The 22,659-nt window shown below is 41.6% G+C and carries 23 protein-coding genes; 10 read left to right on the forward strand and 13 right to left on the reverse strand.

Annotation, left to right across the window (positions count from 1 at the left end; genetic code table 11):
• Nucleotides 1–23: 23 nt before the first annotated feature.
• The 3 genes from ACU696_RS02110 (at nucleotide 24) to trmL (ending at nucleotide 3,809) form a co-directional block, all read left to right on the forward strand.
• On the forward strand, nucleotides 24–2,102 hold the full coding sequence (locus ACU696_RS02110) for a polysaccharide biosynthesis tyrosine autokinase (RefSeq protein ID WP_209102536.1): 2,079 nt from the start codon (nucleotides 24–26) through the stop codon (nucleotides 2,100–2,102).
• 17 nt (nucleotides 2,103–2,119) lie between these two features.
• The gene (gene galE / locus ACU696_RS02115) at nucleotides 2,120–3,145 is read left to right on the forward strand and encodes a UDP-glucose 4-epimerase GalE (RefSeq protein ID WP_209102534.1); all 1,026 of its coding nucleotides are present in this window, start codon (nucleotides 2,120–2,122) and stop codon (nucleotides 3,143–3,145) included.
• Between the two features lie 160 nt (nucleotides 3,146–3,305).
• A complete protein-coding gene (gene trmL, locus ACU696_RS02120) occupies nucleotides 3,306–3,809 on the forward strand; it encodes a tRNA (uridine(34)/cytosine(34)/5-carboxymethylaminomethyluridine(34)-2'-O)-methyltransferase TrmL (RefSeq protein ID WP_115168197.1) in 504 nt (167 codons plus the stop codon).
• A 29-nt stretch (nucleotides 3,810–3,838) separates the two neighbouring features.
• Here the strand turns inward: trmL and ACU696_RS02125 are convergent, their stop codons facing one another.
• The 6 genes from ACU696_RS02125 to ACU696_RS02150 form a co-directional block, all read right to left on the reverse strand.
• The gene (locus ACU696_RS02125; protein ID WP_109912519.1) at nucleotides 3,839–4,201 is read right to left on the reverse strand and encodes a type II toxin-antitoxin system PemK/MazF family toxin; all 363 of its coding nucleotides are present in this window, start codon (nucleotides 4,199–4,201) and stop codon (nucleotides 3,839–3,841) included.
• Nucleotides 4,198–4,443, reverse strand: a complete 246-nt coding sequence (locus ACU696_RS02130) for an AbrB/MazE/SpoVT family DNA-binding domain-containing protein (protein WP_004906951.1) — start codon at nucleotides 4,441–4,443, stop codon at nucleotides 4,198–4,200. Before ACU696_RS02130 ends, ACU696_RS02125 begins: the two co-directional genes overlap by 4 nt.
• 151 nt (nucleotides 4,444–4,594) lie before the next feature.
• A complete protein-coding gene (gene cysE / locus ACU696_RS02135; RefSeq protein WP_004906950.1) occupies nucleotides 4,595–5,416 on the reverse strand; it encodes a serine O-acetyltransferase in 822 nt (273 codons plus the stop codon).
• A gap of 23 nt (nucleotides 5,417–5,439) precedes the next feature.
• Nucleotides 5,440–6,468, reverse strand: a complete 1,029-nt coding sequence (gene gpsA / locus ACU696_RS02140) for an NAD(P)H-dependent glycerol-3-phosphate dehydrogenase (protein WP_004265161.1) — start codon at nucleotides 6,466–6,468, stop codon at nucleotides 5,440–5,442.
• Entirely contained in the window at nucleotides 6,468–6,944 is a 477-nt protein-coding gene (secB, locus tag ACU696_RS02145) for a protein-export chaperone SecB (RefSeq protein ID WP_004906947.1), read from the reverse strand. Before secB ends, gpsA begins: the two co-directional genes overlap by 1 nt.
• A gap of 129 nt (nucleotides 6,945–7,073) precedes the next feature.
• Entirely contained in the window at nucleotides 7,074–7,511 is a 438-nt protein-coding gene (locus tag ACU696_RS02150; protein ID WP_004265159.1) for a rhodanese-like domain-containing protein, read from the reverse strand.
• A gap of 433 nt (nucleotides 7,512–7,944) precedes the next feature.
• On the opposite strand from ACU696_RS02150, the gene envC reads away from it, so the two are divergent.
• Together envC and ACU696_RS02160 are read left to right on the forward strand one after the other, a co-directional pair.
• A complete protein-coding gene (envC, locus tag ACU696_RS02155) occupies nucleotides 7,945–9,234 on the forward strand; it encodes a murein hydrolase activator EnvC (protein WP_115168198.1) in 1,290 nt (429 codons plus the stop codon).
• A 30-nt stretch (nucleotides 9,235–9,264) separates the two neighbouring features.
• Nucleotides 9,265–10,323 carry a divergent polysaccharide deacetylase family protein gene (locus tag ACU696_RS02160; protein ID WP_447343024.1) on the forward strand — a complete coding sequence of 353 codons (1,059 nt, stop codon included), beginning with the start codon at nucleotides 9,265–9,267 and terminating at the stop codon, nucleotides 10,321–10,323.
• 61 nt (nucleotides 10,324–10,384) lie between these two features.
• On the opposite strand, the gene tdh is transcribed toward ACU696_RS02160, so the two are convergent.
• The gene (gene tdh / locus ACU696_RS02165; RefSeq protein WP_004906937.1) at nucleotides 10,385–11,410 is read right to left on the reverse strand and encodes an L-threonine 3-dehydrogenase; all 1,026 of its coding nucleotides are present in this window, start codon (nucleotides 11,408–11,410) and stop codon (nucleotides 10,385–10,387) included.
• 10 nt (nucleotides 11,411–11,420) lie between these two features.
• Nucleotides 11,421–12,617: a glycine C-acetyltransferase gene (locus ACU696_RS02170; protein WP_196719878.1), complete on the reverse strand. Its 1,197-nt coding sequence runs from the start codon at nucleotides 12,615–12,617 to the stop codon at nucleotides 11,421–11,423.
• 229 nt (nucleotides 12,618–12,846) lie between these two features.
• Between ACU696_RS02170 and rfaD the strand changes: the two genes are divergently transcribed.
• The 4 genes from rfaD (at nucleotide 12,847) to ACU696_RS02190 (ending at nucleotide 16,773) form a co-directional block, all read left to right on the forward strand.
• Nucleotides 12,847–13,785, forward strand: a complete 939-nt coding sequence (gene rfaD, locus ACU696_RS02175) for an ADP-glyceromanno-heptose 6-epimerase (protein WP_004906933.1) — start codon at nucleotides 12,847–12,849, stop codon at nucleotides 13,783–13,785.
• Between the two features lie 23 nt (nucleotides 13,786–13,808).
• The gene (gene rfaF, locus ACU696_RS02180) at nucleotides 13,809–14,855 is read left to right on the forward strand and encodes an ADP-heptose--LPS heptosyltransferase RfaF (RefSeq protein ID WP_110731535.1); all 1,047 of its coding nucleotides are present in this window, start codon (nucleotides 13,809–13,811) and stop codon (nucleotides 14,853–14,855) included.
• Nucleotides 14,855–15,817, forward strand: coding sequence for a lipopolysaccharide heptosyltransferase RfaC (rfaC, locus tag ACU696_RS02185; RefSeq protein ID WP_115168203.1), 963 nt, complete (start codon nucleotides 14,855–14,857; stop codon nucleotides 15,815–15,817). Before rfaF ends, rfaC begins: the two co-directional genes overlap by 1 nt.
• 95 nt (nucleotides 15,818–15,912) lie before the next feature.
• The gene (locus tag ACU696_RS02190; RefSeq protein ID WP_115168204.1) at nucleotides 15,913–16,773 is read left to right on the forward strand and encodes a WlaTC/HtrL family glycosyltransferase; all 861 of its coding nucleotides are present in this window, start codon (nucleotides 15,913–15,915) and stop codon (nucleotides 16,771–16,773) included.
• Between the two features lie 55 nt (nucleotides 16,774–16,828).
• On the opposite strand, the gene ACU696_RS02195 is transcribed toward ACU696_RS02190, so the two are convergent.
• Both ACU696_RS02195 and waaA read right to left on the reverse strand, forming a co-directional pair.
• Complete coding sequence (locus tag ACU696_RS02195) at nucleotides 16,829–18,289, reverse strand: glycosyltransferase family 39 protein (protein WP_447343025.1); 1,461 nt, start codon at nucleotides 18,287–18,289, stop codon at nucleotides 16,829–16,831.
• 199 nt (nucleotides 18,290–18,488) lie between these two features.
• The gene (gene waaA, locus ACU696_RS02200) at nucleotides 18,489–19,769 is read right to left on the reverse strand and encodes a lipid IV(A) 3-deoxy-D-manno-octulosonic acid transferase (RefSeq protein ID WP_115168205.1); all 1,281 of its coding nucleotides are present in this window, start codon (nucleotides 19,767–19,769) and stop codon (nucleotides 18,489–18,491) included.
• 191 nt (nucleotides 19,770–19,960) lie between these two features.
• Between waaA and coaD the strand changes: the two genes are divergently transcribed.
• Entirely contained in the window at nucleotides 19,961–20,446 is a 486-nt protein-coding gene (coaD, locus tag ACU696_RS02205; RefSeq protein ID WP_004906920.1) for a pantetheine-phosphate adenylyltransferase, read from the forward strand.
• A gap of 10 nt (nucleotides 20,447–20,456) precedes the next feature.
• Here coaD and mutM read toward each other — a convergent pair whose 3' ends face one another.
• From mutM to ACU696_RS02220, 3 genes are all read right to left on the reverse strand, one after another.
• Nucleotides 20,457–21,266, reverse strand: a complete 810-nt coding sequence (mutM, locus tag ACU696_RS02210) for a bifunctional DNA-formamidopyrimidine glycosylase/DNA-(apurinic or apyrimidinic site) lyase (protein WP_115168206.1) — start codon at nucleotides 21,264–21,266, stop codon at nucleotides 20,457–20,459.
• Between the two features lie 21 nt (nucleotides 21,267–21,287).
• Nucleotides 21,288–22,463, reverse strand: a complete 1,176-nt coding sequence (locus ACU696_RS02215; protein ID WP_245211149.1) for a glycosyltransferase — start codon at nucleotides 22,461–22,463, stop codon at nucleotides 21,288–21,290.
• Nucleotides 22,435–22,659 (reverse strand): glycosyltransferase family 8 C-terminal domain-containing protein (locus ACU696_RS02220; RefSeq protein WP_447343026.1); only part of this gene is annotated, 225 nt, incomplete at its 5' end. The genes ACU696_RS02215 and ACU696_RS02220, both read right to left, overlap by 29 nt.

The raw sequence follows: 22,659 nt of genomic DNA on the forward strand, positions 1-22,659 counted from the left end.
GATGACTTAACATTTAACCTATTATGAACACAACAAAAAATAGCTCCCCTGCCTCAGATGAAATCGATCTGCTCGCTCTGTTTAAAGTTTTGAAATCCAACACCATTAAAATTGGGTTTTTTACTGTTATTTTTGCGGCTATCGCCATTGCATACAGTTTATTAGCAACCCCCATATACCAAGCGAATGCGACCTTACAGTATGACAAATTAGGTCAGGTCTCATTACTTGACCAAATGAGTGATGTCATGCCATTTGGTAACAGCAATAACCAAGTCGACTCTGAAATTGAAGTTATCAAATCCCGCATGGTATTGGGCAAAACCGTTGCAGACTTGAACTTAGACACTCAAGCAGCCCCTGAAGGCTTCGTCAGTAAGTTACTTGGTGAAGTGGCTCCCGTCCATATTGCCCTATTTCAATTACCTGAAAACTTAATTGGCCAGCCATTGACCCTAACTTATTTAGGGGATAATAATTATTCCCTCAATGTGGATGGCCAAGTCTTGCAAGGTAAAGTCGGTGAAGTGCTCAAACAAGGTGAAATTAACTTATTAATTTCCAGTTTCGCGGCTGAAACTGGCGAAGAGTTTTCATTAATCAAAAATGCCCGTTACTCTACCATTGAAGACTTACGCAATACCCTAACCATCGCGGAAGTGGGCAAAGGTACCGGTATTATCAGTTTAGCCATTAAAGGTGCGGATCAAGTTGAGAATGTTAATATTCTCAACAGTATTATCCAAAACTATGTAGACCAAAATACCGAACGTAAAAAAGAAGTCACCAACAATACACTCGTGTTCTTAGATGGCTACTTACCTACGATTAAAAAGAAATTAGATAACTACGAAAACCAGCTCAATGCCTTTCGCAAAAAGAATGAATCGATTGACCTCTCTTTAGAAGCCAAAGCCGCTTTAGATACTGCTTTGCAGGTCGAAGAGAAACTTAATGAATTGACCTTCAAAGAAGTGGAGATTCAACAGTTATATACCCGTAACCACCCGGCTTATCAGTCTCTATTAGATAAACGCCAACAGTTGTTACGTGAGAAAGAAAAAATCAGCAAAAACATTCAAAAATTACCGAATACCCAACAAGAAATCGTCCGTTTAACCCGTGATGTAGAAGCGGAACAAGCAATTTACGCTCAATTAGTGGCAAAACAGCAAGAGCTCAGCGTACTGAACTCCGGTATTACTGCCGATGTGCGTATTATTGATTCTGCGGAGTCCCAACCAAAACCAGTGGCACCGAAAAAATCACTGATTGTTGCTCTTGCCACTATCCTTGGTTTTATTATCGGCTGCGCGTATGTGATTGCTCGCGAGTTCTTTAATAATAAAATTAAGAGTACAGAAGATATCGATGCATTGGGTGTCAACGTCTACGCCACCATTCCTTTCTCAGCCCATGAGAAAAAACTGATTGAGGCAGGCAGTAAAAGCCCATTAGCGATAGAAAACCCAGCAGATACCGCCGTTGAAGCTATCCGTTCATTACGTACCAGTGTTTATTTCTCGGTAATGAATCAAGGTAACAACCTGGTGATGGTGACTAGTGCATCGCCAGGTGTGGGGAAAAGTTTTGTTACCTCCAATATGGCGGTGGTACTGGCTAACGCAGGTAAGAAAGTGTTATTAATTGACACTGACTTACGTAAAGGCCGTTTGCACAAAGCCTTTGGCTTAAGCAATAAAGCGGGCTTATCTGAATATCTGTCACAGCAAAACATAGAATCACCCACTATTCATGCCAACGTAATTGAAAACCTCGATGTGATTTGCCGTGGTAAAAATGTTACTCACTCGTCTGAGTTATTAATGGGTGAGCGCTTTAAGCAGTTACTGGATAAAGTTAAAAACCAATACGATATTGTGGTGATCGATACCGCACCAATCTTAGCAATTACTGACTCGGCGATTATTGGTAAATATGTCGGTACTTCATTACTGATTGCTTTCTACGGGGTGAATACCGTGAAAGATGTCGATTTATCACTGAAACGCTTTAAGCAAAATGATATCGAAATTACGGGTGTGATCTTGAATGGTATCGATGCAAGATCTGACGATTATAACTACCATTACGAATATTAAGACTCAGGAATATTGAGATGAATAATCAACACGTTCTCGTTACTGGTGGTCTTGGCTACATTGGTAGCCATACCTGTGTACAGATGATCCAGCAAGGGATGCAGCCGGTTATTTTAGATAACTTGCATAATGCTAACCTTGAAGTGCTTAACCGTATTGAAGCTATCACAGGTGTTAAGCCGGTCTTTTACCAAGGTGATGTGCGTGATAGCCAAATTTTAGCGTCCATTTTTGCTAATCATCAAATTCATTCCGTCATTCACTTTGCTGGGTTAAAAGCCGTTGGTGAGTCAGTGCAGAAACCGATTGAATACTATGATGTTAACGTCAATGGCACACTGGTATTAGTGGAAAGCATGAAAAAAGCCGGTGTTAAAAGCCTGATTTTTAGTTCATCGGCAACCGTTTATGGCGACCCTGAAGAAGTACCATTAACAGAAAATTCCAAAGTCGGTGGAACCACCAACCCATATGGAACCAGTAAGTATATGGTTGAGCATATCCTTTCGGATTTATATACTGCGGAAGATGATTGGTCACTGACATTGCTGCGTTACTTTAACCCTGTTGGCGCACACCCATCCGGAACCATGGGGGAAGACCCGCAAGGTATTCCAAATAATTTGGCACCGTTTGTTTCACAAGTCGCTGTAGGCCGCCGCCCACAAGTCATGGTATTTGGTAATGATTACCCAACACCGGATGGTACTGGTGTGCGTGACTATATTCACGTGATAGATTTAGCAGATGGCCATATTGCCGCACTGAATAAAGTTAGCCAACAAGCAGGATTACATGTTTACAATCTTGGTACAGGAACTGGCACAAGTGTGCTGGAAATTATTACTGCTTTTGAAAAAGCGGCAGGTAAACCAATTAAATATGAGATTGTAGCAAGACGCCCCGGTGATATTGCGGAATGCTGGTCTAGCCCAGAAAAAGCGTTGAAAGATTTAAACTGGAAGGCACAGTATTCAATTCAAGATATGGTGAATGATAGCTGGCGTTGGCAGTCCATGAACCCTAATGGTTATAACAGCTAACCTCAACGAGTTATTTCAGAGACGAGCCTTTATGGCTCGTTTTTTGTTTTCAGGGGTACAAATAATTTTTACGGCACAAATCAAAGTTCCACATGAAAACAAACCCATTTGCGCGTAAACTCTTCCCATCATTTCTTATCAAAAATATCAGCTTAACGTTATGCCACACATTGTTTTATTCGAACCGGAAATACCGCCAAATACTGGCAATATCATTCGTCTTTGTGCCAATACTGGCTTTGATTTGCATCTTATTCACCCTCTTGGGTTTACATGGGATGATAAACGCCTACGCCGTGCGGGTTTAGACTATAGCGAATTTGCCGATATCAAGCACCACCATGATTATTTTGCTTTTTTAAAAAGTGAAGGGCTAAACCCGGATAATAACCAATCTGAAAGTGGGGCTCGCGTGTTTGCTTTAACCACTAAAGGTAAGCCAAGTCACAGCAATGTCAGCTACCAACAAAATGACTATTTGATGTTTGGCCCTGAAACCCGTGGGTTGCCACCTTATGTGCTAGATAACATGCCAATGGAGCAGAAAATTCGTATTCCTATGTTGGCAGACAGCCGCAGTATGAATTTATCCAACTCTGTGGCAGTGGTTGTGTTTGAAGCATGGAGGCAGTTGGGGTATACAGGGGCGCTGCTAAAGGACTAGATTATAAAAGGAGCTCAGTTTGAGTTCCTTTAGTTTGAATCAATAAAAAAATGCTCTCCACCAATTAATGGGATCAACCTTGCGAGCACACTATCAAGAACCCCCTCATCAGCAACTACCCCAAACTTCATACTTCTATCTTTCCAAGGTAGTGTTTGAATAAGGTTTGCCGCAGCAACACACGGAGTATCAAGATTATTTATCCCTACTTCTGTTATGTGCCCTCTAATGCTTGTGCTAATAGGACAACAAATTACCAAGCCTGATTTTTTATTATATTCCACACTGGATAAAACGAGTGCAGGCCGATATTTTCCTATTTCTTTTCCTTTCGTTGGGTCAAAATCTAACCAAATAATATCATTTCGCCTTGGTATGTAACTTTTACTCATTCACCAATTTCCATATCATTAATTTGAGCAAGTTCATCTGAATGACTATTATATTCATTCATATTGTCAAGCAAATAAGCTTCAGAAAACATCCTTATCTTCTTTTTGGGAGAAAGAACCAAATTACCGTTATTAACAGAAATATCAAGACGTTGACCAACCTCAATACCTAATTGTTTTAAGATAGCTGATGGGATAACAATGCCTTGGCTATTTCCCCATTTTTTTATAGCAACGCTCATTTCTCTTACCCCATACTTATTTTTGAGTATATTAGTTTCCAAATGTATAAACATTGTATAACTTCATTGAGGTTAAAGCAAATTTTTGGTCGATTTATATACAAATGAAGGAAATCAAAAATGAAAACGATCGAACTAGAACCCTCACAACTCAAATTCCATCCCCATCTTCAAAACCCCAAATACTGCCATTAAAGTTTTGATCCATTTCTAAGGACGGTTTATCGCTGGTTGGTTTACCGACAATGCGTGCTGGAACCCCTGCCACCGTGGTATGCGGTGGAACAGGATGAAGCACGACTGAACCTGCGCCAATTTTTGCGCCGCGGCCAATTTCAATATTACCGAGTATTTTTGCCCCTGCGCCAATCATCACCCCTTCCCTCACTTTCGGGTGGCGGTCACCACAGGTTTTCCCGGTACCACCGAGTGTGACGGATTGTAGGATTGATACATCATTTTCCACAATTGCAGTTTCCCCAATCACGATGCCTGTTGCGTGGTCAAGCATGATGCCACAACCAATACGGGCTGCAGGGTGGATGTCGACGCCAAATGAAACGGAAATTTGATTTTGCAGGTAAACCGCCAGCGCTTGGCGGCCTTCTTTCCACAGCCAATTACCGATACGATAGGCTTGCAAGGCGTGGAAACCTTTCAAATACAATAATGGAGTGGAATATTTATCAACGGCAGGGTCACGTAGGCGAACCGCGGCTAAGTCCATTGCTGCAGAGAAAATCATGCCTTCGTCATTGCGATAAGCTTCCTCAACAATTTCACGCACTTCAAGCGCTGGCATAATCGGCGAGCTCAGTTTATTGGCTAGCATATAGCTGAGCGCACTGCCTAAATTGTCGTGCTTTAACAATGTCGCGTTAAAAAAGCTGGCGAGGAGTGGTTCGCAGTCCGCAAGAGACTTCGCTTCATCTTTAATGAAACCCCAAATTCTATCCAGTTCTTCACGCGACATAATCACTCACCTATCTATTTTTATTAATCATGCAGCTTTGGCATATCGGCAATTTCATCTTTCGTCGCACGCCCTAGTAGTGCTTGCGCCGCCTCTAACACATTTTTATGGCGGTAAAGGATTTGATAAATTTGCTCAGTAATTGGCATTTCAACACCTGCCCGCTCAGCCAGTGCGCGGACTTCCTTGGTATTACGATAGCCTTCAACGACTTGGCCAATCTCTTTTTCTGCATCTTCAACGCTAACGCCATCACCTAGCATCATACCAAAGCGGCGGTTACGGGATTGGTTATCTGTACACGTTAACACAAGGTCACCTAAGCCTGCCATACCCATAAAAGTTGCAGGGTCTGCTCCCAAAGCTGCACCTAAACGACTCATTTCAGCTAAACCGCGGGTAATCAATGCAGTACGTGCATTCGCACCAAAGCCCATGCCATCAGAAATACCGGCACCAATAGCAATCACGTTTTTCACTGCACCGCCCAGTTGCACCCCAACCATATCCGGGTTCTTATAGACGCGAAAGCTCTTGCCGCAATGGAATAACTTTTGTAAGTCATCACCAAATTGGCTATCGCTTGCGGCAACAGAAATTGCTGTTGGTAAACCTGCGGCGAGCTCTTTTGCAAACGTTGGACCGGACAACACAGCCAGAGGAATTTCATTACCTAATACCTCACGTGCCACTTCTTGCAACAAACGGCCAGTATCCCTTTCTAAGCCTTTAGTCGCCCAAATAATACGGGAGTCTGCGCGTAAGTATGGCTGGATTTGTTTTAGTACATCACCAAAAACATGGCTCGGTACCACAATCAAGATATTGGGGCTCGCCTCAACGGCGCGTTTTAAGTCCGTTTCGAGAGATAAACTATCAGGAAAAGAAACGCCAGGCAAAAACGCCTGATTACTGCGATCTTGTTCTAATTGATGAATGTGTTTTGGGTCATGGCCCCATAACACAACCTGATGTGCATTACGTGCAAGCGTAATGGCTAAAGCGGTGCCGTACGAGCCGGCACCGATCACTGTCATTGAAGCAGTATTCATTAAGCGTCCTGTTGAGCTTCTGAGTTCTGCGCTTGTTCACCTTGTTGCTGCTGTAAATAGTTCATGAACAGTGCATCAAAGTTAACTGGCGCTAAGTTCAATTGTGGGAATGTACCACGGCCCACTAAGCTAGTGATCGCTTCACGTGCGTATGGGAACAGGATGTTCGGGCAATATGCACCTAAGCAATGTGCCATTTGAGTACCTTCAATACCTTCGATAGAGAAAACACCCGCTTGCTGGACTTCACACAGGAAAGCGGTTTCTTCACCTAAAGTTGCAGTCGTTGTGACGCGTAAAACAACTTCATAAACACCTTCAGACAGCTGAGTTGAAGAAGTATCTAAATCTAATTTAATTTCTGGCTGCCACTCGTGTTGAAAGATGTGTGGTGCATTAGGTGCTTCAAATGAAACGTCTTTTGCATAAATGCGTTGAATTTGAAAAACCATTTCTGAGTTGTTTTGTTCTGACATAGTTTATGTACCTTTAACTTCCATATGAATTTTCCCTGTCATTCTTTGAGCTACAGGGGTGTTCGCTGCATTGCGCTACCCAAGTCACATACTGCGAATATAACTTGGGAGCAAATACATGCTGGATAACTACTTCTTACCACGAGCTAGCGGAAGGTTTTCACCTGCCCAGCCAGAGATCCCTTCTTTCAGGACAAAGACTTTTTCAAAACCGTGTTGTGCCAGCTGTTCAGCAGGTTTACCTGATTCCATACCACTCGCAGAAACGATAATCACTGGTTTCTGTTTGTGTTTTTCTAATTCACCTAAATTATTCTCTTTAATTTCAGACGGTGTTAAGTTAATAGAATCAATAATGTGCCCTTTACGGAAATCATCGCGAGAACGTAAATCGACAACAACCGCCTCTTCTTTATTAATCAGTGTAATCGCTTGTGAACGAGCAATCACTTTCGTTTTAGAGAAAAGGCCTTTAAAGGTCATAACAACCACAGCAACTAATAGCGCTATCCAAACCAGACTCAATAACATGTTCCGGCTTACAAATTGCATGATTTCTTGGATCATGGGGGGCAATCACTCCCGTTAGTTAAAAACGAATATCAAAGGGTTCTGAGTATACCTTTGTGTTGAGCTAATTACAGCCAATTCCCGCAAACTAGCTTATTTTTTTTGCGCTAAGGCACGCAAAATTAACACCGTTCAGTGAAAAATCGCTTTTCTGTTTCGAAGCGGTACGCAAATATTTTATCATAAACGTGCGAAACAGGTCTAAATCGTGCTTCAAATAGGCAGTGAATAAGAAAAAAGTATTGAATACTGGCTATACAAAATAAATCAGTGATAATAAAACTGTGTTATTTGACTTAATATAGTTCTGATTCAGGGCAAAAGTCCGAATTTATAAATGTTTTCAATACTATTTGTTAGACAGTGCTGGAAACCATCACTTGCAGATGAAATAATCAGTTATTGCATTTAATTGAGGTGATTTATCACGATGGCCAATACACATCATCGAATGAAAATTTCATTTATTCGTCAGGCTATTAGCGCTCTCTTTGGGTTAGGGTTGCTTGCGCTCGCCCCAACACAAACTGTGTTTGCCAACCAGATCACTGAAAATAAAGGGCAATTACATGATTTACTCAAAAGTATTGCTGAAAAAGAAAAAAGCGTAAAAGAACAACAAGCCAAGCGCTCAGCACTGCTTGAACAACTTAAACAACAAGAGCAAAGTATTTCCGCCGCAGGGCGTAGCCTGCATGAAACTCAAAATCAGCTAAAACAATTAGATAAAGAAATTGTTTCCTTAAATAGCAATATCAAGCAGCTACAAACCAAAAAACAACAACAAGAAAAATTATTAGCTGACCAACTAGACGCTGCCTTCCGGTTAGGTAAACACCAAGGGTTAACCCTCATGTTCAAAGGTGAAGAAGGCCAGCGAGAAGAACGTATTTTGGCCTATTACAGCTATTTAAATCAAGCGCGTGAAAAAAACATTGCCGCATTAGAAGAAACCACTAAAGAGCTACAAGAACAAAAACAACTCGAACAAAAAAAACAAGCCGAACAAAAAACAACGCTGGCTCGCCAGCAACAAGAAAAACGAAAGTTGGATAATGCACGTGCTTCACGGCAAAAAACCTTAAATGCCCTTGAAAGTACATTAAAAGAAGACCAAAAAAATCTTGCTGTTCTAAAACAAAACGAAGCGAGATTACGCGACAAAATTGCTCGCGCCGAACGTGAAGCTAAGGCCAGAGCAGAGCGAGAGGCAAAAGAAGCGGCACGTATTCGCGCACAAGTCGCTGAAAAAGAGCGTCAAGCCAAACAAAAAGGCTCAACCTATAAACCGTCAGAGAGTGAACGTTCACTGATGTCCCGTACTGGCGGTTTAGGGCGCCCTGCTGGGCAAGCTATTTGGCCGGTTCGCGGCTCATTGCTTCATAACTACGGTGATGTCATTTCCAGCGAACTACGTTGGAAAGGCATGGTTATCGCCGCTAATGAAGGAACGCAAGTCAAAGCCATCGCTGATGGGCGTGTGTTACTGGCTGACTGGTTGCAAGGCTATGGGCTCGTTGTCGTCGTTGAGCACGGTAAAGGGGATATGAGCCTGTATGGTTATAACCAAAGTGCCTTAGTGAATGTTGGCCAAGAGGTTAGAGCGGGCCAACCTATCGCCTTAGTGGGTAGCAGTGGCGGCCAAGAACGTCCTGCCCTCTATTTTGAAATTCGCAGACAAGGTAAAACCGTGAACCCTCGTCCATGGTTAGGACGATAAATTTTAAATTCAATTAATTAGGATAACATTATGTTGAAGCACTTTCCCTTTCGGCCACTCATTCTCTTCTCATTATTGATGATGTGTCTACCGGTGAGTGCTGCAAAATTAGCGATTGTGATTGACGATTTCGGATATCGCGTCAAGGAAGATAACCAAATTTTAGCCTTATCCCCAGCGGTGACTATTGCCATTTTACCAAGCTCACCTCATGGCCGTGAAGTCGCAGAAAAAGCGCATCAGCAAGGACGTGATATTCTCATCCATATGCCAATGAAACCATTGAGCAAGCAACCATTAGAGAAAGACACATTGGCCCCATCGATGAGTGCAGAGGAAATTGACCGTATTATTAAAAATGCAATAAGCCGGGTTCCCTATGCAAAAGGTATGAATAACCATATGGGAAGTGAGATGACGTCTAACTTGGCAGGAATGCGCCATGTGATGCACAGCCTGTCAAAGTCAAACTTGTTTTTCCTCGATAGCGTGACTATTGGCAATACTCAAGCAGGTAATGCTGCCAAAGAGTACAGCGTTCCCACGTTACGTCGCCATATTTTTATTGATAACCACCAATCGGAAGAAGAAACCCGCACTCAGTTGAATAAAGCCGTTGCTTACGCGCGTAAACACGGCAGTGCGGTTGCCATTGGCCATCCGCACCCATCTACCGTTCGAGCCTTGCAAAAATACCTTGCCCAACTTCCTGCTGATGTTGAATTAGTTGCCGTTAGTGCTCTGCTAAGCCCTCTATCTAAAACTAAACAATCAACATCATTAAGAATGTTATCTGAAGAAGCGAAGAAGGCACAGCCTCAGTCCGAACAATCGATGCAAAATGAAATAAAAACAGCGCCAACCGAAGAAGCTGTTATTGGGCAACCTGAGACCGTTAGCCAACCAGAAAATGTGATTATTCCGCAAGAGCTCGGTATATGTGAGTTTACATTACCAACCTCTAAGCGACAGGGAATTGATTTTATTATGTTTGTTGTTGAGAGTATTTATAACGATAAGGCTTTACAACCCCTGCTGGTTTCGGGCGATAAAGCGCAAAAACGCCCGCTTTTCAAGCAACAGCAGTAAGCCATTTGTATTCCCCCTTCTTAGTGCAAAAGCCAAGAAGGGGACTGGATATGATAAAAATTTAATCCCAGTTTAAAATCACTTTACCAGATTGGCCTGAACGCATGATATCAAAGCCTTTTTGGAACTCATCAATGGGGAATTGATGAGTGATAATTGGTGATAAATCTAAACCAGATTGAATGAGTGTCGCCATTTTGTACCATGTTTCGAACATTTCTCGGCCGTAGATCCCTTTAATAAATAACCCTTTAAAGATCACTTGGCTCCAATCCGTTGCCATTGAGGCAGGAGGAATCCCTAATAGGGCGATTCTGCCACCGTGGTTCATGGTGTCTAACATGGTCTGAAAAGCGGCTGGAGCACCAGAAACTTCTAATGCAACATCAAAACCTTCTTTCATTCCCAATTCGTTCATCACGTCTTTTAAATTTTCACGACTGACGTTCACGGCGCGGGAAACCCCCATTTTTTTCGCGAGTTCAAGTCGATAATCATTCACATCCGTGATAACAACATGTCGTGCTCCCACATGTCGGCACACTGCGGCTGCCATGATGCCAATAGGCCCAGCGCCGGAAACCAGCACATCTTCCCCCACTAAATCAAAGGAAAGTGCCGTATGAACTGCGTTACCAAATGGGTCAAAAATCGCCGCTATTTCATCAGGAATGTTATCGGGAATTTTAAAAGCATTAAATGCGGGGATCACCAAATATTCAGCAAAACACCCTTCTCGGTTAACCCCTACTCCAATCGTATTGCGGCAAAGATGGGTACGCCCGCCGCGACAATTCCGACAATGGCCACAAGTAATATGCCCTTCCCCTGACACTCGGTCACCAATTTTAAAGCCTTTGACTTCCTGCCCAATTGCAACAATTTCCCCTATATACTCATGACCGACAACCATTGGAACAGGAATAGTTTTTTGTGACCATTCATCCCAGTTATAGATATGTACATCCGTACCACAAATCGCAGTTTTACGAATTTTGATCATCACATCATTGTGCCCGAGTTCCGGTTTCGGAACATCCGTCATCCATATACCTGGTTCAGCTTTCAGTTTGGACAGTGCTTTCATAAAAGACCTTTTATTTGATTATTTTTAATTTTCTACCAATGCGGGTGAATGCATCAACAGCGTGTAAAATATCCTCCTCACTATGCGCTGCAGACATCTGAGTGCGAATACGTGCCAGACCTTGCGGTACAACAGGATAGAAAAAGCCCGTGACATAAATACCTTCATCAAGTAACTCTTCTGCAAAAATTTGGGCAAGTTTAGCTTCACCTAACATGACAGGAATGATGGCATGGTCTGCTCCAGCCAAGGTGAAACCCGCTGCTGTCATTTTTTCCCTAAATAACACAGCATTACGCCATAACTTCTCACGTAATGAATGACCTTCTTTCATCATATCGATCACTTTGATAGATGCGGCTACAATTGCAGGAGCGAGTGAGTTCGAAAATAAATAAGGGCGAGAACGCTGACGCAGCCATTCAACGACCTCTTTTTTCGCTGCCGTATAACCACCGGATGCACCACCGAGGGCTTTACCTAATGTCCCCGTGATAATATCGATACGCCCCATTACATCGCAATACTCATGGCTACCACGGCCATTTTCCCCAACAAAACCAACAGCATGTGAATCATCCACCATCACCAATGCTTGGTATTCGTCGGCAAGGTCACAAATGGATTTTAAATCCGCGATAACACCATCCATCGAGAACACACCATCTGTGGCAATCAAAATATGGCGAGCCCCTGCTGTTTTAGCTTCCTCTAAACGTGCTTTTAATTCCACCATATTGTTATTGCTGTAACGGTAGCGTTTAGCCTTACTTAACCTAACCCCATCAATAATTGATGCATGATTTAATGCATCTGAAATAATGGCATCTTCCGGTCCTAATAAGGTTTCAAACAGCCCACCATTTGCATCAAAACAGGATGAGTAAAGGATCGCATCTTCCATACCCAGAAAATCCGCCAATTTGTGCTCTAAAATTTTGTGGCTGTCTTGCGTTCCACAAATAAAGCGCACAGACGCCATCCCAAAACCATGGCTATCCATTCCTTGTTTAGCGGCCTCGATGAGTTCGGGGTGGTTTGCAAGACCAAGATAATTGTTAGCACAGAAATTAATAACTCGCTGGCCACCTGCAATTTCAATGTCAGCATCTTGTGAAGTCGTAATAATGCGTTCGTTTTTAAATAACCCGTCGGCTTCAATTTGTACCAATTGCTCTTGAATCTGCTGATAAAATCTTTCTGACATGATTTCTTCCTGTAAAGTGACTATTAATTGAGTTTAATAATAGTCTCTACACGTAGCGATATTCACAGCATAAATAAGTCAAGTTTGTAGCCAAGATCACGATATTTCCCTTGTTCTCATTTAAGTGTTAGCTCAATTCTCTTCTATCAATGCTACCGTCAGCGCCAAGAGATGTTATTATAGTCACCAATTACGATTCTATTTTCTTAACCCATTTGAGGTATACCCAATGATCATAGTCACTGGCGGAGCTGGTTTTATTGGCAGCAATATTATTAAAGCCCTAAATGCAATCGGCCGTACAGATATCCTAGTCGTTGATAATCTGAAAGACGGGACTAAATTCGCTAACCTTGTTGACCTTGATATTGCGGATTATGCAGATAAAGAAGATTTTATTGGCAGTATCATTGCGGGTGATGATTTCGGCGATGTCGATGCGGTATTCCATGAAGGTGCTTGCTCGTCAACCACGGAGTGGGATGGCAAGTATATGATGGACAATAACTATCAGTATTCGAAAGAGTTACTGCACTATTGTTTGGATCGCGAAATCCCATTCTTGTACGCTTCTTCCGCAGCAACCTATGGTGGTCGTAGCGATAATTTTATTGAAGAACGCCAATTTGAAAAACCATTAAATGTCTATGGTTATTCGAAATTCCAATTTGACCAATATGTGCGTGAAATCCTGCCTGAAGCTAACTCACAAATCTGTGGTTTCCGCTATTTCAATGTCTATGGGCCGAATGAAGACCATAAAGGCAGCATGGCAAGCGTTGCTTATCACTTAAATAAACAAATCAATGAAGGGCAAAGTCCAAAACTGTTCGAGGGGAGCGATACTTTCCGCCGTGACTTTATTTATGTGGGTGATGTGGCTGCGGTAAACTTATGGTTCTGGGAAAATAATGTTTCAGGTATTTTTAACTGCGGAACAGGACGTGCGGAATCTTTCCAAGCTGTTGCTGATGCAGTCACTGAATTCCACAAAGATAAAAATGTGGCTATCGAATACATTGAATTTCCTGAAAAATTAAAAGGTCGCTACCAAAGCTTCACACAAGCTGACCTCACTAAGCTACGTGCCGCCGGTTATACCGCACCATTTAAAACGGTTGCAGAAGGTGTCACCGAATATATGCACCTGCTCAATAAAGACGCGTAACGCTTATTTCTGAAAAATTATTTATGAAAATATTGGTGATCGGCCCTTCATGGGTAGGGGATATGATGATGTCACAAAGCCTTTATCGTACGATCAAGGCGTTGCATCCCCATGCACAGATTGATGTGATGGCACCACAATGGTGTCGTCCTTTACTCGCCAAAATGCCCGAGGTTAACGAAGCCATTCCTATGCCTCTCGGACATGGTGCTTTGGAAATTGGGGAACGTCGTCGATTAGGTAAGAGTTTGCGGGCAAATGGCTATGATCAAGCTATTGTGTTACCAAATTCCTTAAAGTCTGCATTTGTGCCTTTCTTTGCAAACATCCCCAAAAGAACAGGGTGGCGTGGAGAAATGCGCTATGGCCTACTCAATGATATTCGTCCACTAAATAAAGAAGCTTTTCCTTTAATGGTGCAAAGATATGTTGCTCTTGCTTATGATAAGCAAACTATTAAATCAGCTTCCGATATTCCGACACCCATTTTACCGCCTAAACTGGTGACGGTGCCGCAAGAAGTTACTGAAACCCTGCAAACCTTTGGGGTTGATGGTTCTCGCCCTATTATTGGTTTTTGCCCTGGCGCAGAGTTCGGCCCCGCCAAACGTTGGCCCCATTATCACTACGCCTCTCTTGCTCAAACACTGATTAGCCAAAAAGGCTATCAAGTACTGCTATTTGGTTCACAAAAAGACCACGAGGCAGGTGAAGCCATTCGTCTAGAGCTGACCGATGATGCGAAATTACATTGCCATAATTTTTCAGGTAAAACATCTTTAGAACAAGCCGTTAATCTAATCGATGCCTGTAATGCAGTTGTCAGTAATGACTCTGGTTTGATGCATGTCGCGGCAGCGCTAGGTAAACCTCTTGTCGCCTTGTATGGCCCAAGTAGCCCTGATTTTACCCCACCATTATCAGATAAAGCAGAAGTGATCCGCCTAATTACGGGGTATCACAAAGTGCGTAAAGGTGACGGTGAAAGTGGTTATCACCAAAGTTTGATTGATATCCAGCCTCAATTAGTTATCGATGCGTTAGCTCGGTTAAATATAGGTATTGAATGATGCGAGTATTATTAGTCAAGACATCTTCAATGGGGGATGTTTTACACTCATTACCTGCACTGACCGATGCACAGCAAGCCATATCGGGTATTCAATTCGATTGGGTCGTTGAGGAAGGCTTCGCGCAAATTCCAACATGGCACAGTGCCGTTAACCAGGTGATCCCTGTGGCCATTCGCCGCTGGCGAAAAAATTGGTTTTCTGCGCCGATCAGAGCCGAACGTGCCGAATTTCGCAAGAAATTACAAGCAACACATTATGACGCTGTCATTGATGCACAAGGGTTATTAAAGAGCGCTTTTCTTGTCACCCGCTTAGCGCATGGTGATAAACATGGCTATGACCGCCATAGTATTCGCGAACCATTAGCCAGCTTCTTTTATGACCATCGTTATGCTATCAGTAAGCAGCAACATGCCGTTGAACGTATTCGCCAGTTATTTGCCAAAAGTCTTGGTTACACCTGCCCAACACAACAAGGCGATTACGCGATTGCTCGACACTTTTTGCAGTCAGAAGAAGAGCATCAAAGCCCTTATGTCATTTTTTTGCATTCAACTACCCGTGATGACAAACATTGGCCTGAAGAAAATTGGCGAGAACTTATTGGACTGATGGCTGAAAGTGGTATCAAAATCAAATTGCCCTGGGGAGCACCTCATGAGCAGCAACGTGCAGAACGATTAGCAAAAGGCTTTGATTTTGTTGAGGTCTTACCTAAACTCACGTTAGCTGAAGTTGCACAGCAAATTGCAAACGCTAAAGCGGTGGTTTCTGTCGATACTGGGCTTAGCCATTTAACAGCGGCACTTGATAAACCTAATTTTACCCTCTTTGGCCCCACCGACCCCGGCTTGATTGGGGGATATGGGCAAGGGCAGCATACGATTAAATCTCCGAATAACCATATTGAGGATATAAGTGCTATCTACACTTATGAACAGTTGAAACATTTTCTATAGAAAGGTATCTTAGCTACTCAAGCCTTTTAGTCTTTTACCGCATCATTTACGTAGGCAATCTTTTTTCGTCTACTCAATACCAGACATTAATTATAATGAATAATTCAATTACAATCATAACGGCATTTTTTGACATCGGTAGAGGAAATTGGAATAGAAAAAATGGCCGATCTAACTCATTAGAGTGCACAAATAATACCTACTATAAGTATTTCAGTAGATTAGCAAAGCTTGAAAACACGATTGTTGTTTTTACAACATCGGATTTACAAGAAAAAATCCTTTCAATGAGAAAAGGTAAAACAACTCATATCATTACGATTGATCTCCATAAAAAATTCAAATTTATTATCAAAAAAATAGAACGAATTCAAAGCAGTGGTACATTTAAACAACTAATCGACCCAAAATTATTACGATTCCCTGAATATTGGTCACCTGAATATGTTTTAATTAATAATCTAAAACCTTATTTTGTCAAAAAGGCCATTGACCTAGGTTTAGTTGATAATGCTCTCGCTGCTTGGGTTGATTTTGGTTATATCCGAAATAATGAAAATATTTATGGAATTAATGAATGGTACCACCCATTCAGTGAAAATAAGATTCACTTATTTACTATACAAGATACTTCAAACCTCACTGATGAACAGTCAATCTTAAAAACAATATTAAGTAATGACCCACATATAATCGGCGGTGTTTTAGTCGCTAGTAAAGAAAAATGGCCTGAATTTTGTAGAATTGTCTTTGAGACACAAAAGAAGTTTTTATCTTCAGGTATTATTGATGATGACCAAGGTGTATTTTTAACCTGTGTAAGTAAGTACCCAAATATTTTCCAATTAAATTACTTAGGGTATATGAAATGGCGGAATGTATTTAAACTATTTAATAATGGTTCAAAATACAATCGTCTTATGCGTTTAGCTATATCACTAAAATTAATTCGATAAATAAGTCTAACTTGTAAGAATAGGCCTTTAAAAAGGCTCTATTCTCAACTAGTAATTATTTCTCTGGTGCAATAAACCCAAAGCACATGGTTTCAGGGGCGGCATCCGGGTCAGAACGATAAATCACATCTTCTTTTTCTATCGTAAATTGTGGCCAGAACTTACGTACCTTGGCAAAGTTTTCATGGGCGCAATCATCATATTTCTTGCCCAGCAATAATGCACCATGTTGACGAATTTCGGCTTCAGTAATATCACGGTTGTACACATTTGGCGGCATATGTTTTTCCATTGACCAGGGTTGGATCACATGCGGTCTATCCTTGCCATAAATAATAAACCATTGATATTGGTTATCTTCTCCACCAACATATTTAACTGGCGTGCCATATCGCTGATACCAACGCTGTTCCCCGTCTGCTATCAAGGTTTTTACGCCAATAAATTTTTGCCCTGCTCCACGGATATTCGCTGCCTGAACCGTGATATAACCAACCACGACTAAAACACCAAAAATGGCAAAACCAACCAATGACTTCTTAAACGGTTTTCTTGGCATCACGGTTATTGAGCCAACAAATAAAGGCGCACTAATAGCCATAAATGGCTGCAACCATTCAGTTATTCGACCACCATCGTGGAAAGAGAACCAGCCGTATATCACAACCAGTGGAAAAAGAAGGATAAAGTTAGCCATGCGGTTAGGCAACGCTTTAGGCCACCCTAACTTTCCGCCACTGCAATAAACAATAATCGCAGCAATCACTAACGGATAAAACACGCTAAGTGCGGCTTGTGTGGTATGAAGATTAAACCCAGGGTCGATTTGTGAATCTACCCATTTGAACGCCGAAAAGTCCGTTGCCATCAACCAAAAGAAATTTGGCAATACCAAAGCAAACCATAAAGCAATCGCAAGGTAAAAAACAGGATGACGATAACTTTGACGAACTTGTTTTACGAATAGGGTCAATAAGAAAAAAGACCCAACTAGCGCCAAGGTTGAGTATTTACCCATAGTTGCAAGACCCGCAAATAAGGCAAACGGTAACCACCATGCAGGGTTATCATCAACAGCACGTAAAAAGAAATAGATAACCCAAGGCCATAATGTCACTAAAATATAGTTATCATTATAAGGAATGATATCGAAATTAATGACACCAGATAAATTCAACATTAGCATTGCAAACCAAGCGAAATCACGACGCCCAGTCAAACGAAAGGTTAGCTTCCACACCCCAAGTAAACCAAATGCAATACCGACAAAATGGCTAAAATACCAATAAAAGCTGTAGGAGATATCAAGGTAAATTGCAGGCCACATCATGACGCCAACAAACCATGGGTTTTTAGGTGATCCCCACTCCCCATTCATTCCCCAGTTCACTGCTTCTACTGTGTCATAAGGTACGGTTGGGTCGAAATAAAAACTCGCTAAGATCCAAACTATGGCATAGCTTATGACCCATAAATAAACATATTTATTTGAAATTGATTGATTAGTGGCTGGCATATAGTCTTAAAAAGATAAGCAAAAGTTCCAACATTCCATTTGGATACTACCCTAATAGTAATAAACCAAATCGAATGACTCTATAATAAACGAGGCAGTCTACTATAGTTTAAATGCAATACTAGGATGTGCCATAAAATATTCGCAATTCATTGCTGTAATGTTCAAGTTAATACTCAAAAAAAGACATTACTTAGCTTTATTGCTCTCTCGGGGGTAAATAGGGTTGTAACAGTTTTAATAATCGTTGAAGAGCGCCTTGGTTCTCATGAAGAACCTCAGCGGCATGGCGCCCATAATATAACCGGTAATCTTCATCAGAAAGTAAACTTGTCACGGCTTGAGCCATTGATTCACTGTCTGTCACCGTAATTAAGCCATCTGCTTGAGTTAGTTTTCCACAAATATCTTTGAAATTAAATGTGTGAGGCCCCATTAACACAGGTAGCGCATGAGCTGCCGCTTCGAGCGGGTTATGCCCTCCAGTTTCTACCAAGCTTCCCCCGACAAAAGCAATGTCTGCAATTCCATATAACAGCATCAGTTCACCCATGGTATCACCAATCACCACTTGAACATCTGCGGAAGGAATCGTATTCGCACTGCGACGAATAAAGGTTAAACCGGCTTTTTGAGTTAGTTCTTCTGCTTTGGCAAAGCGTTCTGGATGACGAGGGACTAAAATTAACAATAAATCAGGAAAACCAGATAATAATTTTTGATGTGTTTCTAAGACAATCGCTTCTTCACCCTCGTGAGTGCTGGTCGCTATCCAGACTGGGCGATGCGCCGCCCATTGGCGGCGTAAAGTTATTGCTCTGACAGCTAATTCAGGCGTCACAGAGATATCAAACTTCAGGCTCCCCGTGACACTCAATTGCATTCGCCGCAACCCTAATTGAACGAAACGTTCACCATCTTCCTGATGCTGTGCTGCGACCATGGTGACATTACGAAGCATTCGTTTCACAAAGCTGCCTAGCTTTTGATACCCTGCAGCAGAGCGCTCAGAAAGTCTTGCATTTGCAATAACCAATGGAATTTTACGTTTATGCAACTGGTTAATCATATTTGGCCATAGCTCAGTTTCCATTATGATCACAAGTTTTGGGTCGACTTGTTTCAGGAAGCGGTGCATTGAGCCAGGAAGGTCATAAGGTAAATAAACGTGGTCGACATCATCACCAAATGCAGAAAGAACACGCTCTGAACCCGTTGGTGTCATCGTGGTTACTGTAATTGGTAAAGACGGATAATGATGGCGAAGTGCGCGGACTAGTGGAACGGCTGCGAGGGTTTCCCCGACAGAAACTGAATGTAATAAAATACCTTGAGGTTTTACTTTTCCCGCACAAAAGCCATATCGTTCACCCCAGCGTTTACGATAGGCAGGCGCTTTACGGCTGCGCAGCAATAAGCGAACCCATATAAATGGTTGGATAAGATAAAGAAGTACCTGATATAGACGCAGCAATAACATTCGATCTGATTCACTTACCAAAATTGGCGCTATCTTACCATAAAGCGCAAATAAAAGTGTGTAGAATATGCACCTAAAAATAGCAGTAAAATCTCATCTACAGTTGCAACCCTACTAGATAGCCGATAATGTTAACGCTTATTCATGCTATTTTTTCGAATAGATAATACAAACAACGAGATACTATCATCATGATACACAAGGCTATTTACCCTGGTACGTTCGACCCAGTAACATCAGGACATGTTGATATTGTTACCCGAGCAGCAGCAATGTTTGACCATGTCCTGTTGGCTATTGCTAATAGCCAACGAAAAAACCCGATGTTTTCCCTTGATGAGCGCGTAGCCCTTGCTAAAGAAGTAACTTCTCACCTTGATAATGTTGAAGTTGTTGGGTTTTCTGAGCTTATGGCTAATTTTGCGCAAAAAAATGGCGCAAATATTCTTATTCGGGGCGTTCGTTCTGTGGCTGATTTCGAATATGAGTGGCAATTAGCGAATATGAACCGCCATTTTGTTCCTGACTTGGAAACCGTATTTTTATTACCATCGCAGAGTTTATCCTTTGTTTCCTCTTCTTTAATCAAGGATGTTGCACTTCACGATGGTGATATTTCGTCTTTCCTACCCCCAGTGGTTGCTGAGGCAATGCTAAAGAAACTCAATAAAAAATAGCAAGGTTTCGCTATTTTTGACATTGCGGACAAAAGAAGGTACTACGTTGCCCCTGTTTAATGTTTTCTATTGGCGTACCACACATTGAGCAGGGTTCACCTTTTTTTCCATAGACAAACAATTCTTGGGCAAAGTAACCCGGTTTACCATCCGACTGTAAAAAATCTTTCAGTGTCGTACCGCCTTGTTCAATAGAGCGCTGTAACACCTTTTTGATCTGCAACACTAGTTCAGTAATTTCAGCTAACGTTAAGGTATTTGTGATTTTTTCAGGTGATATTTTTGTCGCAAATAATGCTTCGTTAGCATAAATATTGCCTACACCAACAACGACTTTGTTATCCATTAACCATGGCTTAATTGCCACTTTTTTCTTTTGCGCTAATTCATAAAGATATTGCGGGTTAAAGGCGTCTGATAATGGCTCAGGCCCTAAGTGTGCAAGTACCGAACTGTTTTCTAAATCATCACACCAGAGCCAAGCGCCAAACCGGCGAGGATCCGTATAGCGTAATACCTTGCCATCTCGCATAACTAAATCCACGTGGTCATGTTTTTCTTCAGGCAATTCTTCGGTCAGAATACGCACACTACCAGACATTCCCAAGTGAACAATAATCCAGCCTTTTTGCAACTCAATCAGCAAATACTTAGCGCGACGTTGAACACTCAAAACCGCTTCATCTGATAAACTTTTAATTTGTTCACTAACTGGCCAACGTAAACGACCGTTACGTACAATGGCGTAAGAGATTGTATTACCGACTAAATGTGGCTCTATTCCACGACGACTGGTCTCAACTTCTGGTAGTTCTGGCATATATAAACTCGCATTTTTCGCTTAGGGATACCATTTCGCAATTACCCCCATGAGCTCATCTTTGACAATTTCCCAAGTGAAATTATCATAAGCATGTTTTTTAGCATGGTAAGCTATTTCTTGACTATTTGGGTGATTTAACGCGCTAGTAATATCCTCCGCCATACTCAAAGGCGAAAGTGGCTCCCTGAAAATAAACCCAGTTTTATTATGGGAAATAAACTCTACCATTGCTCCTCGCTGGCTCGCTATCACAGGCCGACCCGAAGCCATCGCCTCTAATGCAACCATACAAAATGGCTCTGGAGCGATGGAAGGTACAGCAATCACATCCGCAAGAGAATAATAGTGCCGAATTTTTTCAGGATGAACACCACCTAAGAAAATACACTGCTCACCCAAATTTTTTGCATAATCTTTTACTTCGTCTTGATATTGCGCTAGTTCACCTTTTAATGCAGCATTTGGGTCACCTACAATGACGAGCTTATAACGAGGGTCTTCTTTAAAGAAAGTCTCGCACGCCTGCATTAATTCAAGTAATCCTTTATCTCTAGCGATCCGGCCAGCGAATAAAACTATTTTATCTTCTGCTGTTAGCCCAAAATCCTCACGCTTGACCTCAGGTGGCTGAGCATAAATTTCACCATCAAACCCATTACGAACAACTTCAATAAGCGCATTTGGTAAACGTTCTCTGTACCAATTTTTCATAAAATGGCTTGGCACAATGATTTTTATGTCTTCAGGGACATCTTTAGGCTCGTACAAATTATGCATGTGTAACACAACATTATTATGTCCTTCTTTCTTAATTATTTTTTTGAAGGATTTAATATGATTGTGAACAAAAATAACACTTTTATTCGGGTTTGGCGAAAATTGATGTTTAATTTTGACAATTCTATCTGCATAAGAATATGGGTCTAACCTTGTCCATTTCTTAAATAGTCTTGTATACACTTTTCCAAACTTAATACGCTCAATTTCACAATACTCATTAACAACAGAATGAGCGCTATATCCATCATTTCGTATACAAACGATTCGGTTTTCAATGTCTAATCGTTTAGCGACATTGTACATCCACGATTCAATTGCAGCCGCACTTTTAGGAGGTATAGAAAATATAGGTGAAACTGTTAAGACAATCTTATTAATCATCATATTATTTTCTTTTTTTTGTATGTTTTTCAAACAAGTAATATATGCCTGACAAAATACCTGATAAATAAGAGCCTTGCTTTAATAAGTGCTTGTACTCTTTTTTCCTTTCAGCAAATTTAGTGGCACACTTTAAATCATCCTTTGTCCAAGGTGATTGTGCTAATGCTTTATAAAAAGGCTGAGAAGAAGGATAGTTCGCCCATTTATGCCAAGGCTTACTCACCCC

Source organism: Providencia sp. PROV_01, assembly GCF_053098325.1.